Genomic DNA, 13738 nt, shown 5'->3' on the forward strand with positions numbered 1-13738 from the left:
CCGTCAAAGCCTTGGTAGGCCATTACCCCACCAACAAGCTGATAGGCCGCGAGCACATCCCTGGCCGAAAAAACTTTCCACAACCACCCCATGCAGGGAGCTGTCATATCCGGTATTAATTTCGGTTTCCCGAAGCTATCCCAGAGCCAGAGGCAGATTACTCACGTGTTACTCACCCGTTCGCCGCTCGAGTACCCCCGAAAGGGCCTTTCCGCTCGACTTGCATGTGTTAAGCACGCCGCCAGCGTTCGTCCTGAGCCAGGATCAAACTCTCCATAAGAAAACTCGATACCCAGCAACACAACAACTGACAAAAACATCAATCATCGATCTGCCGAAAACCACACACCCACCAACCAAAAGCCGGCAGGCGCGCACAAACAAAATTCACAACAAACCATAACTTGCATGACACACTGTTGAGTTCTCAAACATCACACGCACCAGCCTGGTGTCGCCGGTGACCCGGCGCCCTTTGGCGGGGCAACCTGTGAAACGTTAGTCCTTCCGCTTCCCTCCGTCAACTCGCCTTGTCGGCCGAATCCGGAGGTCCGCCGAGCGGACCGTCCTGGCAAGCATCAGGCCCCGGGGTTTCCCTTCGGGGCCTTGCCGCTTGCCGCGACGGAGAGAACATTACGGCACCGTTTCAGGCGTGCCAAATCGGGGTGTCCCTCATCCGGCCGAACGGTGGCCCGCAGCGCGTTCACGCAGGTCAGCGAGCTGCTCGCGAACACGGATGGGCGCCGTACCTCCGCGGCCGTCGCGCGAGTCCACCGACCCGCGCACGGTGAGGACGTCGCGAACCGCGGGGCTCAGGTGCTCGGAGATCTCCGCGAACTGCTGGTCGGTGAGCTCGTCGAGCTCGATGCCGAGCTCCTCGCACCGGCGCACGCAGCTGCCGGCCACCTCGTGCGCCACCCGGAAGGGCACCCCTTGCCGGACCAGCCACTCGGCGATGTCGGTCGCCAACGAGAAGCCCTGCGGGGCCAGCTCGGCCATCCGAGCGGTGTTGAACACCAGGGTCGCGATCTGACCGGTGAACGCGGGCAGCAGCACCTCCAGCGTGTCCACGGAGTCGAAGACCGGCTCCTTGTCCTCCTGGAGATCGCGGTTGTAGGCGAGCGGAAGCGCCTTGAGGGTGGTCAGCACCGCGGTCAGGTTGCCGACCAGTCGTCCGGTCTTGCCCCGGGCCAGCTCGGCGATGTCGGGGTTCTTCTTCTGCGGCATGATGCTCGAGCCGGTCGACCAGGAGTCGTGCAGCGTCACGAAGTCGAACTCCTTGGTCGCCCACACGATCACCTCCTCTGCGATCCGGCTGACGTCCACTCCGATCTGCGCGGTCACGAAGGCGAACTCGGCGACGAAGTCGCGCGAGGCCGTCCCGTCGATCGAGTTCGCCGTCGAGCCGGTGAAGCCGAGCTCACCGGCGACGAGCTCGGGATCGAGGCCGAGGCTCTGGCCGGCCAGCGCACCGGAGCCGTACGGCGAGTCGCACTCCACCCGCCGCCGCCAGTCGGCGAGCCGACCGACGTCACGCAGCAGCGGCCAGGCGTGGGCGAGGAGGTGGTGCGAGAGGAGCACGGGCTGCGCGTGCTGAAGGTGGGTGCGCCCCGGCATGATCGCCGGCTCCTCCCCCAGGTGTGCCTCCGCCTGCACGGCGAGCGCCTGGACCAGGTCCAGCACCAGTTCGGAGATCGCCGCCGCATGGTCCAGCAGGTAGCTGCGGAAGAGCGTCGCGATCTGGTCGTTGCGCGAGCGGCCGGCACGCAGCTTGCCTCCGACCTCCGGTCCGACCTCCTCGATCAGCAACCGCTCGAGGGCTCCGTGCACGTCCTCGTCCCCCGGCGAGGGTCGCAGGGAACCGTCGGTGAACCGCTCCTCCAGCACGGAGAGACCGCGGTGCAGCTCGGCCTCCTCCGCGGGACTCAGCAGTCCCGCGGCACCCAGCGCCTTGGCGTGGGCGTGCGACCCGGCGATGTCGTAGCGGCCGAGCCGCCAGTCGAAGTGGGTCGAGCGGGACAGCGCCTCGAGCTCCGGCGACGGACCGCCGGCGAACCGGCCGCCCCACAGCTTTCCGGTGTTCGTGCCCTCACCCTTGGTGCTCTCGGTGCTCACGCTGCTCCTTCGTCCACGGCCCGGCGGCCGCCGTCATCTTCTGCTGGGACCCCGAGTGGGATCAGTCGGCGCCGAACTCCATCGCGGCCGCGTCGAGGGCGTCGTCCTCGCTGTCCACCGTCGCTGCGGCCGGATTCGTGGTGATCCGGTCGTAGCCGCCGGCGGGCAGCTCACCGAACAGCGTGCCGTTCTCGACCAGGACCTGGCCCTGGTCGAGCGGCTGGTTGGCGTAGAGCTCGAGCTTGGAGCGCGAGTCGGCGATGTCGAGGTTGCGCATGGTCAACTGGCCGATCCGGTCCGTCGGCCCGAACGCGGCGTTCTCGGTGCGCTCCATCGACAGCTTCTCCGGGTGGTAGGAGAAGGTGGGCCCGTCGGTGCGCAGGATCGAGTAGTCCTCGCCCCGGCGCAGCCGCACGGTGACCTCACCGGTGACCAGCGAGGCGATCCAGCGCTGGATCGACTCGCGCAGCATCAGCGCCTGCGGGTCCAGCCACCGGCCCTCGTAGAGCAGCCGGCCGAGCTTGCGTCCCTCGAGGTGGTAGTTGGCGATGGTGTCCTCGTTGTGGATCGCGTTGAGCAGCCGCTCGTAGGCGATCCAGAGCAGCGCCATCGCCGGCGCCTCGTAGATGCCGCGCGACTTCGCCTCGATGATCCGGTTCTCGATCTGGTCGCTCATCCCCAGTCCGTGCCGTCCGCCGATGGCGTTGGCCTCCATCACCAGGGCCACCATGTCGTTGGACGAGCCGTCGTCGTAGCGCTTGCCGTTGATGGAGACCGGGCGGCCGGCGACGAAGCCGATGGTGACGTCCTCGGTCTCGATGGCGACGCTGGGGTCCCAGAACTTGACGCCCATGATCGGCTCGACCGTCTCCAGCGAGACGTCGAGGTGCTCCAGCGTCTTGGCCTCGTGGGTGGCGCCCCAGATGTTGGCGTCGGTCGAGTAGGCCTTCTCGGCGGAGTCCCGGTAGGGCAGGCCGTGCTCGGTGAGCCACTGGCTCATCTCGGTCCGGCCGCCGAGCTCGGTGACGAACTCGGCGTCCAACCACGGCTTGTAGATCCGCAGGTCGGGGTTGGCGAGCAGGCCGTAGCGGTAGAAGCGCTCGATGTCGTTGCCCTTGAAGGTCGACCCGTCGCCCCAGATGTTGACGTCGTCCTCGTGCATCGCGCGCACCAGCATCGTGCCGGTCACCGCACGGCCGAGCGGGGTGGTGTTGAAGTAGGCACGACCGCCCGAGCGGATGTGGAAGGCACCGCAGGCCAGCGCCGCCAGGCCCTCCTCCACCAGGGGAGGCGGCAGTCGACGGCGCGGGCGATCTCCGCGCCGTACTGCAGGGCACGGTCCGGAACGCCGGAGATGTCCGGCTCGTCGTACTGACCGATGTCGGCGGTGTAGGTGCAGGGCACCGCGCCCTTGTCGCGCATCCAGGCGACGGCGACGGAGGTGTCCAGGCCGCCGGAGAAGGCGATTCCGACACGTTCTCCGGTGGGCAGGGAGGTCAGGACCTTGCTCAACTGACTTCGTTCCTTTCGGCAAGGGAGGTGAACTTGTGGGCCAGGGACTCGCCGCCGACCGGGTCGCGGCTGATCACCACGACCGTGTCGTCGCCGGCGATGGTCCCCAGGATGTCGCCGAACTCGACCTTGTCGATCGCGCTGGCGAGGAACTGCGCGGCCCCCGGCGGGGTCCGGAGCAGCACCAGGTTGGCGCTGGCCTCGGCGCTGACCAGCAGCTCGGAGGCCAGCCGGGACAGCCGGTTGGCGGCCGCCGCGCTCTCGGCGGCGATCGGGATCCGGTCGCCGCCCTCGGCGGGCACCGCGTAGACGAGCGCGCCGGAGGCGAGCCGGATCTTGAGAGCGTCGAGCTCGACCAGGTCCCGGCTCAGGGTGGCCTGGGTGACGTGCACACCCCGCGCAGCGAGCAGCGCGGCCAGCTCCTGCTGCGAGTGGATCTCGCGGCTGCCGACGAGGTCGATGATCAGCTGCTGGCGGGCGCTCTTGGTGACCGGCGTGATCGCGCGTTCGGACATCGTGGTCACCGCCCACGCCGCTCGTGCAACCACGCCAGCACGGCCTTCTGGACGTGGCGACGGTTCTCCGCCTCGTCCCACACGAGGCTGCGCGGCCCCTCGAGCACCTCCGCGGAGATCTCGGAACCGCGGTACGCCGGCAGGCAGTGCAGCACGACCGCGTCCGGATCCGCGTGCTTGAGGAGGTCCTCGGTGACGGCGTAGGGCGCGAAGACCCGGCGACGCGCCTCGGCCTCGTCCTCGCGACCCATCGACACCCAGGTGTCGGTCACCACCACGTCGGCGCCCTCGGAGGCCGCGATCGGGTCGTCGGTGACCCGGACGCCTCCTCCGGGCAGGTGGGTGACCCGCTCCAGCACGTCTTCGGCCGGCCCGTAGCCCTCGGGACACCCGAAGACCACCTCCATCCCCGCCATGACGCCGGCCAAAGCCCACGAGTTGCCCATGTTGCAGGCGGCATCACCGAGGAACGCGACGCGCAGCCCGCTCAGCCGGCCCTTGTGCTCCTGGATGGTGAGCAGGTCGGCGAGGAGCTGGCAGGGGTGGAAGTCGTCGGTGAGCGCGTTGACCACCGGGATGCCGGCCATCGCGGCCATCTCCTCGAGGTCGGCCTGGTGGTAGGTCCGCCACACGATCGCGGAGACCTGGCGGCCGAGCACCCGGGCCACGTCGGCCACCGACTCACGCTTGCCGATGCCGGCCAGCATGCCGTCCACCGCGAGCGGGTTGCCGCCCAGTTCGGCGATGCCGGCGGCGAAGGAGGACTGCGTGCGCAGCGTTGCCTTGTCGAAGATCATCGCGACGGTGTGCGGCCCGGCCAGCGGCTTGCCGACGCCACCGTCGAGGAGGCCGAACGGGTCGGCCTTCATGGCGGCGGCCAGCCCGAGGATCTCCGCCTGCTCGGCGGGGGTCAGGTCGTCGTCGCGCAGCAGGTGGCGGGTCATGCGGCGCTCCCCTGGGCCGTGTCGAGGATCGAGGACCACGCGGCCACGAACGCGTCGACGTCGTCGACCGACACGACCAGCGGAGGCGCGAAACGCACCCGGTCGGGCCCCGTGGCGTTGATGATCCAGCCGGCGTCCTGGGCGGCGGCCACCACAGCGGGAGCCTGCACACCCGTCAGGGTCAGGCCCACCAGCACTCCGGTCCCCCGGGTCTCGGTCACACGATCATCCGCGGCGACCCCGGCACGCAGCCGCTCACCGATCGCCACCGCGTGGTCGAGCAGGCCGTCCTTCTCGATGGTCTCGATCACGGCGAGAGCGGCTGCCGCAGCGACCGGGTTGCCGCCGAAGGTGGTGCCGTGGTTGCCCGGCTCGAAGAGCTGCCCGGCGGCACCGAAGCCGATGCAGGCCCCGATCGGGATCCCGCCGGCCAGACCCTTGGCGAGGGTGACGATGTCCGGAACGACCCCTGCCGCGTGGCTGGCCAGCCACCGCCCGGTGCGGCCCATGCCGCTCTGGATCTCGTCGAACCACAGCAGCGCGCCGTGCTCGTCGACGATCCGACGGGCCGCGGTGAGGAACTCGGTGGAGGCCACGTTGACGCCGGCCTCGCCCTGGAGGGGCTCGATGACGACCGCGGCCGTCGCGTCGGTGACCGCCGCGGCGAGTGCGTCGACGTCGCCGTACGGGACCCAGGTGACGTCGCCGGGCAGTGGCTCGAACGGGGTGCGGTAGGCCTCCTTGGAGGTCAGCGCGAGACTGCCCATGGTGCGACCGTGGAAGGCGTCCTCCATCGCGACCAGATGGGTCCGACCGGTCCGGCGGGTGAGCTTGATGGCCGCCTCGTTCGCCTCGGCACCGGAGTTGCAGAAGAAGACCCGGCCGTCGGCGTCGGGGGCGGTGATCGCCAGGAGCCGCTCGGCCAGCTCGATCTGCGGCGTGCTCGCGAAGAAGTTCGAGATGTGGCCGAGGGTGTTCAGCTGCTCGGTGACCGCCCCGACCAGGGCGGGGTGGCCGTGGCCGAGCGTGTTGACCGCGATGCCGCCGAGGAAGTCCACGTAGCTGCGTCCCTCGACGTCCCACACCCGGCAGCCCTCGCCGCGCTCGAGCACCAGCTTGGGCGGTCCGAAGGTGTTCATCAGCGCGGCCGAGTAGCGCTGCGTCCAGCTCTGGTTGCTCATGAGTCACGCGCCTTCCGCGTCTTGGTCTCCACGCCGGGAAGCACCTGGGTGCCGACACCTTCGTGGGTGAACAGCTCGAGCAGTACGGCGTGGGGCTGGCGTCCGTCCACCACGGTGGCGCGCTGCACGCCACCGCGCACGGCCTGCAGGCAGGCACCCATCTTCGGGATCATGCCGCTGGCCAGCGTCGGGAGGATCACCTCGAGGGCCTCCGGGCTGATCTCGCCGATGACCTCCTCGGGGTCGGGCCAGTCGAGGTAGAGCCCCTCGACGTCGGTGAGCACCAGGAGCTTCTCGGCACCGAGCGCGACGGCCAGCGCGGCCGCGGCGGCGTCGGCGTTGACGTTGTGGACCGTGCCGTCGACGTCGGGGGCCACGCTGGAGACCACGGGGATCCGGCCCGCCTCGATCAGGTCCAGCACCGCCTCGGGTCGCACCTCGCTGACCTCGCCGACCAGGCCGAGATCGACCTCCTCGCCGTCCACCACGGTGCCGGTGGCCTCGGCGGTGAAGAGACCGGCGTCCTCGCCGGACTGGCCGACCGCCAGCGGACCGTGCTCGTTGATCAGGCCGACGAGCTCGCGCTGCACCTGGCCGACCAGCACCATCCGGACCACGTCCATCGCCTCGGGAGTGGTCACCCGCAGGCCGCCGCGGAACTCGGACTCGATGCCCAGCCGGTCGAGCATCTGGGAGATCTGCGGGCCGCCGCCGTGCACCACGACCGGGCGGAAGCCGGCGAAGCGCAGGAAGGCGATGTCCTCGGCGAAGGCCCGCTTCAGGGTCTCGTCCGTCATCGCGTTGCCGCCGTACTTCACCACGATGATCTTGCCGTGGTAGGCCTTCAGCCACGGCAGGGCGCCGGCGAGGGTGGCGGCCTTCTTGGGATCCGGCCGGGCCGGGTCCGGGGTGTCCTGGTTCTCGGTGTTCATCGGTGGGGCCTCGGCATTCAGGAGCTGTACGCGCTGTTCTCGTGCACGTAGGCGTGGGTCAGGTCGTTGGTCCAGACGGTCGCCTCGGCGTCACCGGCCTTGAGGTCGATGGTCACCGTCACCGACCGGTCGGAGAGGTCGACGCCTGCGGGGTCCTCGGCCGGCGTCGAGTTGCGGCACACCCACACGCCGTTCATCGCGACGTCGAGGTCGGCCGGGTCGAAGGCGGCGTCGGTGGTGCCGATCGAGGCCAGCACCCGGCCCCAGTTGGGGTCCTTGCCGAAGACGGCGGCCTTGAACAGGTTGCTGCGGGCGACGCTGCGTCCGACCGCGACCGCGTCGTCCTCGGTGGCGGCGTTGCGGGTCAGGATGGCGATCTCGTGGTCGGCGCCCTCGGCGTCGGCCAGCAGCTGCTTGGCCAGCGACACACACACCTCGGTGAGCCCGGCGGTGAAGTCGGCGAGGTCCGGGGCGACGCCGCTGGCGCCGTTGGCGAGCACGGTGACCGTGTCGTTGGTCGACTGGCAGCCGTCGGAGTCGAGGCGGTCGAAGGAGACCCGGGTCGCCGCGCGCAGCGCGCGCTCGAGGTCGGCGGCCGGCACCTCGGCGTCGGTGGTGATCACCACGAGCATGGTGGCCAGCGCGGGTGCCAGCATGCCGGCGCCCTTGGCCATCGCACCGATGCTCCAGCCGTCGCCGTGGTGCACGGCCTGCTTGCTCACCGAGTCGGTGGTCATGATCGCCTCGGCGGCGTCGTTGCCGCCGTCGTCGGAGAGCAGGGGGTGCAGGGCGTCGACGCCGTCGAGGAGCTGCTGCCGGTCGTTGGTGAGGCCGATCAGCCCGGTCGAGCAGACGATCACGTCCCCGGCGCCGACACCGATCCGCTCGGCGACACGCTCGGCGACCGCGTGGGTGGTCCCGAAGCCCTCGGGTCCGGTGTAGCAGTTGGCGCCCCCGGAGTTGAGGACGACGGCACGGACGACGCCGTCCCGCGCGACCTGCTCGCTCCACAGCACGGGGTTGGCCTTGCAACGGTTGCTGGTGAAGACGGAGGCCGAGTCGTAGCGAGGACCGTCGCTGACGACGAGCGCGAGGTCCTTCGCGCCGGTGGACTTGAGGCCGATCGCGGTGCCGGCGGCGCGGAAGCCGCTGGGCTGGGTGATGCTCATGGTGCTCCTTCGTGCGGGAGGTCAGGCGGGGGTGGCGACGGCGGTGGTGTGCCCCGCTCGTCGCCACGCCTCCTCGGCGGCGTCGGCCTCGGCCGACGGCACGAGGACCCAGCCCCCGTCGTACGTCGAGACGGTGAAGACGCCGATCCCCGCCTCGGCGAGGGGCGCCAGCACCGAGATCAGCACGCCGCTGCGGGCGAGATCGAGGCTGCCGTCGATCCGGAACCCGGTGAGCGGCTTGTGGTGCGGCATCTTCTTGGGGACGTTCCGCCCGGCGCAGATCACCGTGGTCTCGGTGGCGGTCGCGGTGACCGCGAAGACCGAGGAGGACTCGGCCCAGGCCGGGACGTCGGCGCCCGGCCCGAGCCGCACCACGGCGATGGTCTCGGGATACCGGAGCAGGTGCTGGGTGCTGGGTGCGCTCTCGTTCACGGTGCCACTCCTACGGTGCTGAGGCCGGCGACCTCGGGGAGGCCGAGGGCGAGGTTCATGCACTGCACCGCGGCGCCGGCGGTCCCCTTGGCCAGGTTGTCGATGGCGCCGACCGCGACCAGCCGACCGGCGATCGGGTCGACGGCGACCTGGATCTGGACGGCGTTGGACCCGATCACGGACTGGGTCTGGGGCCACTGCCCCTCGGGGAGGACGTGGATGAAGGGCTCGTCCTCGTAGGCCTCGGCGTAGACGGCGTGGGCCGCGTCGGTGGCCCAGGTGCCCGCGAGCGGCGCCGAGCAAGTCGCCAGGATGCCGCGCGCCATCGGCACCAGCATCGGGGTGAAGCTGACGGCGACGTCCTTGTCGGTGAGCCGGCCGAGGTTCTGGGTGATCTCGGGGGTGTGCCGGTGCACGCCGCCGACGCCGTACGCCGTCGCGTTGCCCATCACCTCGCTGCCGAGCAGGTGCGGCTTGGCCGCCTTCCCCGCTCCGCTGGTGCCGCTGGCGGCGACGACGACCACGTCGGGCTCGACGATGCCGTGCGCGACGGCCGGGGCGATGGTGAGCGAGGAGATGGTCGGGTAGCAACCGGGGACGGCGACCCGTTTGGACCCGCGGAGCGCTTCGCGGCGACCGGGGAGCTCGGGCAGGCCGTAGGGCCAGGTGCCGGCGTGGTCCCCGCCGTAGTACCGCTCCCACTCCTCGGCGTCCTCGAGGCGGAAGTCCGCGCCGCAGTCGATCACCACGGTGTCGTCGCCGAGCTGCTCGGCGACGGCCGCGGACTGCCCGTGCGGAAGACCCAGGAACACGACGTCGTGACCGGCGAGGACCTCGACGGTGGTCGGTGCGAGCACCCGGTCGGCGAGCGGCAGCAGGTGGGGCTGCAGCGGCCCGAGGCGCTGGCCGGCGTTGCTTCCCGCGGTCAGCGCGCCGATCTCGACGTCGGGGTGGCCCAGCAGGAGGCGGAGGACTTCACCCCCGGCGTACCCACTCGCTCCGGCGACGGCAACACGAACCTGTGTCATATGCATGACTATACATCGAGCTGCATATTCATGTGAAGCGGGTTGCCGTCGCCAGCCTAGCGTCGTCGCGGACTCAGCGCTGCACGGCGCCGGTCAGCTCGCCGGCGCGGGCCACCGCAGCGTCCCGCGCCCGGGCCGCCTCGCCCTCCGCCAGCGTGCGGTCCGCGGCGCGGAACCGCAGCGCGTACGCCAGCGACTTGTGCCCCCCGGCGACCTGGTCACCGGTGTAGACGTCGAAGAGCCGGACCGACTCCAGCAACTCCCCCGCGCCCTCCCGGAGCGCGGCCTCGACGGACGCGGCCGGCACGTCGTCGGCGACCACGAGCGCCACGTCCTCCTTCGCGACCGGGTAGGCGGAGAAGAGCGGGGCGGGACGCAGGTGCACCGCCGCGCCGATCAGGGCATCGACGTCGACCTCCGCAGCGACGCTGCGGGCCGGCAGGCCGAACGCGGCACAGACCCGCGGGTGCAGCTCGCCGGCGTGCCCGACGACCCTGCCCTCCAGCAGCAGCGCTGCACACCGACCCGGGTGCCACGGAGCGACGGCGGCCGCCTCGACGGTGAGGTCCACGCCCAGCGCGTCCGCGACGCTCCGGACGGCGTGCACCGCGTCGGACCACGCCACCGGCCGTCCGGCGCCCCACCACCCGGCGGCCTCGGCCTCGCCGGTGGCGACCAGGCCCAGGTGCAGCGGCTGGTCGGGCAGTGCCCCGGTCAGGGCGGCGAACTCGGCCTCGGTGGGCCGCCGGTCGACCGGCAGGATCGGAGCGGCCTCCCCGCTCCCGGGGAGGGTGACGGTCGCGGCCTCGAAGAGCGCGACCGAGCCGCTGCCGTGCCCGACGTTGCGGGCGGCGGAGCGGAGCAGCCCGGGCAGCAGCGTCGTCGTCATCGAGGGCGCCTCGCTGCTGAGCGGGTTGGACAGCCGCAGGGTGGTGCGGCGGGCGTCGTCCGCCGGGAGACCCAGCGCGTCCAGGTCCGCCTCGCCGACGAACGGGAACGAGACGACCTCGACGTACCCGACCGCGGCCGCGGTCCGGCCGATTCGCCGGCGCAGCTGCTGCTCCCGGGTCAGGCCGCGTCCCGCGGGCGCCGCGGGCAGCACCGAGGGGATCGTGTCGTAGCCGACCAGCCGGATGACCTCCTCGGTGGTGTCCTGAGGGTCGGTCAGGTCGGGCCGCCACGGCGGCGGGACGACCTCGAGCGTCCCGGTGCCGGCGCCGGTCACGGTGCAGCCGACCGCCTGGAGCGTCTTCACCACGCGTTCCTCGGCGATGTCGAGGCCGGCCACCCGAGCAGCGCGGTCGGCCGCCACCCGGATCGAGGCCGGGGCCGGCGCGGCACCGACCTCGGTGACCCCCGGGTCGGCGGTGCCGCCGCCGTAGGTGGTGAGCAGCTCGACGACCCGGTCCGCGGCGGCCGCACAGATGGTGGGGTCGACGCCCCGCTCGTTGCGCCGGCCGGCCTCGGAGGTGATCCGGTGCCGCTTGCCGGTGCGGAACATAGCGACCGCGTCCCAGTGGGCCGACTCGACCAGGATCCGGGTGGTCGTCTCCGACATCTCGGTCGTCTCGCCGCCCATCACGCCGCCGAGACCGATGATCCCGGAGTCGTCGGTGACCACGAGGTCCTCGCCGGTCAGGGTCCGCTCCGTGCCGTCCAGGGTGGTCAGCCGCTCCCCGTCACGGGCCCGCCGGACCACGATCGGACCCTGGAGCTTGTCCAGGTCGTAGCCGTGGATCGGCCGGCCCGTCTCGAGCATCACGTAGTTGGTGACGTCGACGGCGAGCGAGATCGGTCGCATGCCGGCCGCGGTGATCCGCTGCACGATGAAGTCGGGGTGGCCGCCGTCGGGTCGAAGCCGCTGACGGTGCGGGCCACGAAGACCGGACACCCGGTGGGGTCCTCCAGCACGACCGGGTGGCCGTGGTCGTCGGCCGCCGGGGTGTCCCGCAGCGCAGGGTCGCGGAAGTTCGTGGCGCCCTCCACCGAGACCAGGACCTCGCGGGCGATGCCGCGCAGCGACAGCGCGTACGCACGGTCGGGGTTGATCTCGAACTCGATGATCTCCTCGTCCAGCCCCAGCACCGCGCGGACGTCCTCGCCCGGCGCGCCGGCGTCGGCGGGCAGCACGACGATGCCGTCGTGGTCCTCCCCAGACCCAGCTCGCGGGAGGAGCAGATCATCCCGGCGGAGACGTGGCCGTAGGTCTTGCGGGCCGAGATCTCGAACCCGCCGGGCAGCACGCCGCCGGGGAGCACCACCACGACCAGGTCGTCGACCTCGAAGTTGTGGGCACCGCAGACGATGCCCTGCGGCTCACCAGTGCCGTTGGCGTCGCCGACGTCGACCGTGCACCAGTTGATCGTCTTGCCGTTCTTCTGCGGCTCGGGCTCCTTGGTGAGCACCCGGCCGATCACCAGCGGACCGGTGATCTGGGCGCCGGGGCTGTCGATGCCCTCGAGCTTGAGGCCGGTGAGCGTGAGCCGACGGGTCAGCTCGTCGGTGGTCACGTCGGCGGGGACGTCGACGTACTCCTTGATCCAGGACAGCGGGGCCTTCATCTCTCTCCTCAGATCTCGGTGCCGAAGGCGGACGAGAAGCGTGCGTCGCCCTCGAACAGCGGTCGCAGGTCGCCCAGGTTGTGCCGGAACATGAAGGACCGGTCGATGCCCATCCCGAACGCGAACCCTGAGTGGACCTCGGGGTCCACGCCGCAGGCGACCAGGACGCGGGGTTCACCACGCCGCAGCCGCCCCACTCGATCCAGCCCTCGCCCTTGCAGGTGCGGCAGGCGTCGCTGTCCTCGCCCCGGCAGACGAAGCACCGTACGTCGACCTCGGCCGACGGCTCGGTGAACGGGAAGTAGGAGGGACGGAACCGGGTGTCGATGCCGTCGCCGAAGAGCCGGGCCGCGAGGTGGTCCAGGGAGCCCTTGAGGTGCGCCATGGTGATGCCCTCGTCGACCACGAGGCCCTCCACCTGGTGGAACATCGGGCTGTGCGTCGCGTCGTACTCGTCGGTGCGGAAGACCCGCCCGGGGCAGGCGACGTAGATCGGCGGCTTGCGGGTCAGCATGGTGCGCGCCTGCACCGGCGAGGTCTGGGTGCGCAGCACCACGTGGTGGTCGGCCGGCTCGGTCCAGAAGGTGTCCTGCATCGTCCGGGCCGGGTGGTCGGGCCCGAGGTTGAGCGCGTCGAAGTTGAGCCACTCGGCCTCGACCACGGGGCCCTCGGCGATCTCCCAACCCATCGCGACGAAGATGTCGGCGATCAGCTCCGACTGCAGCGTGATCGGGTGCCGCGAGCCGACCCGCGACCGGTCGACCGGCAGCGTCACGTCGACGGTCTCGGTGACCAGCATCCGCTCCTCGTGCTCGGCCTCGAGCACGGCCTGGCGCTCGGCGAGCGCCGTGCTGACGGCCCCGCGTGCCTGGCCGACCCGCTGGCCGGCCTCCTTGCGGGCCTGCGGCGGCAGGGCACCGATCTCCCGGTTCGCCAGCGCCAGGGGCGACCGGTCGCCGGCGTGGTCGAGCCGGGCCTGCTTGAGCTGCTCGAGGTCGGCGGCGGCCGCGATCGCCGCGAGCGCCTCTTCACGCATCCGCTCGACCTCGGCGGCCTGCAGCGGGGTGACCTCGACGGGTCGTAATCGGTGTTGGGGCCGGACATGGCTCCCTTTCCAAGCGGCAGATCAGGACGCCGCAGATTCTAGGAGTGGGTGGGGGTGGTGTCCTCCCCGGACCCGGTGACGCCCGGAAGTGGGGCGCGGATCAGGCCGCGCGCCGCGCCCCCGGACCGCCGACCGGTCCGGGGCTCAGAAATCGCCGGATGCGCTTCGCCACGCCCACATCCTAGCCGCACCGCGTCGCGCCAGGGCCGGAAGTCCTTGCCAGCGCGCGGCGCGAGTGGCAATA

The 13738-nt window shown here is 71.2% G+C and carries 10 protein-coding genes, 1 rRNA gene and 3 pseudogenes (1 of these 14 only partly in view); all 14 read right to left on the minus strand.

Annotated features, from left to right (window positions below; genetic code table 11):
- Window positions 1-280 (minus strand): 16S ribosomal RNA (locus FIV43_RS05875) (it extends 1247 nt beyond the left edge of the window).
- A 392-nt stretch (window positions 281-672) separates the two neighbouring features.
- Window positions 673-2115, minus strand: coding sequence for an argininosuccinate lyase (gene argH / locus FIV43_RS05880; protein ID WP_141013378.1), 1443 nt, complete (start codon window positions 2113-2115; stop codon window positions 673-675).
- Between the two features lie 61 nt (window positions 2116-2176).
- Window positions 2177-3627 (minus strand): annotated as a pseudogene (argG, locus tag FIV43_RS05885) (argininosuccinate synthase).
- Window positions 3624-4142, minus strand: coding sequence for an arginine repressor (locus FIV43_RS05890; protein ID WP_141015772.1), 519 nt, complete (start codon window positions 4140-4142; stop codon window positions 3624-3626). The pseudogene argG and the gene FIV43_RS05890 overlap by 4 nt, the downstream one beginning before the upstream one ends.
- A gap of 5 nt (window positions 4143-4147) precedes the next feature.
- Window positions 4148-5086, minus strand: coding sequence for an ornithine carbamoyltransferase (gene argF, locus FIV43_RS05895; RefSeq protein WP_141013379.1), 939 nt, complete (start codon window positions 5084-5086; stop codon window positions 4148-4150).
- A complete protein-coding gene (locus FIV43_RS05900) occupies window positions 5083-6267 on the minus strand; it encodes an acetylornithine transaminase (RefSeq protein ID WP_141013380.1) in 1185 nt (394 codons plus the stop codon). Before FIV43_RS05900 ends, argF begins: the two co-directional genes overlap by 4 nt.
- Complete coding sequence (gene argB, locus FIV43_RS05905; RefSeq protein WP_141013381.1) at window positions 6264-7199, minus strand: acetylglutamate kinase; 936 nt, start codon at window positions 7197-7199, stop codon at window positions 6264-6266. The genes FIV43_RS05900 and argB overlap by 4 nt, the downstream gene beginning before the upstream one ends.
- 17 nt (window positions 7200-7216) lie before the next feature.
- Window positions 7217-8368: a bifunctional glutamate N-acetyltransferase/amino-acid acetyltransferase ArgJ gene (gene argJ, locus FIV43_RS05910; protein ID WP_141013382.1), complete on the minus strand. Its 1152-nt coding sequence runs from the start codon at window positions 8366-8368 to the stop codon at window positions 7217-7219.
- Between the two features lie 21 nt (window positions 8369-8389).
- Window positions 8390-8800 (minus strand): ACT domain-containing protein, encoded by a 411-nt coding sequence (locus tag FIV43_RS05915; protein ID WP_141013383.1) that lies wholly within the window; start codon window positions 8798-8800, stop codon window positions 8390-8392.
- Window positions 8797-9834 (minus strand): N-acetyl-gamma-glutamyl-phosphate reductase, encoded by a 1038-nt coding sequence (argC, locus tag FIV43_RS05920; protein ID WP_141013384.1) that lies wholly within the window; start codon window positions 9832-9834, stop codon window positions 8797-8799. The genes FIV43_RS05915 and argC overlap by 4 nt, the downstream gene beginning before the upstream one ends.
- 67 nt (window positions 9835-9901) lie before the next feature.
- A complete protein-coding gene (locus tag FIV43_RS05925; RefSeq protein WP_331251051.1) occupies window positions 9902-11629 on the minus strand; it encodes a phenylalanine--tRNA ligase subunit beta in 1728 nt (575 codons plus the stop codon).
- On the minus strand, window positions 11587-11958 hold the full coding sequence (locus FIV43_RS23455; protein WP_331251082.1) for a hypothetical protein: 372 nt from the start codon (window positions 11956-11958) through the stop codon (window positions 11587-11589). Before FIV43_RS23455 ends, FIV43_RS05925 begins: the two co-directional genes overlap by 43 nt.
- A 92-nt stretch (window positions 11959-12050) precedes the next feature.
- A pseudogene (locus FIV43_RS23460) lies at window positions 12051-12389 on the minus strand (phenylalanine--tRNA ligase subunit beta); the annotation flags it as partial.
- 8 nt (window positions 12390-12397) lie between these two features.
- Window positions 12398-13493, minus strand: a pseudogene (pheS, locus tag FIV43_RS05930) (phenylalanine--tRNA ligase subunit alpha).
- Between the last annotated feature and the right edge of the window lie 245 nt (window positions 13494-13738).

Source organism: Nocardioides sambongensis (assembly GCF_006494815.1).
In the GTDB taxonomy this organism is placed as follows: domain Bacteria; phylum Actinomycetota; class Actinomycetes; order Propionibacteriales; family Nocardioidaceae; genus Nocardioides; species Nocardioides sambongensis.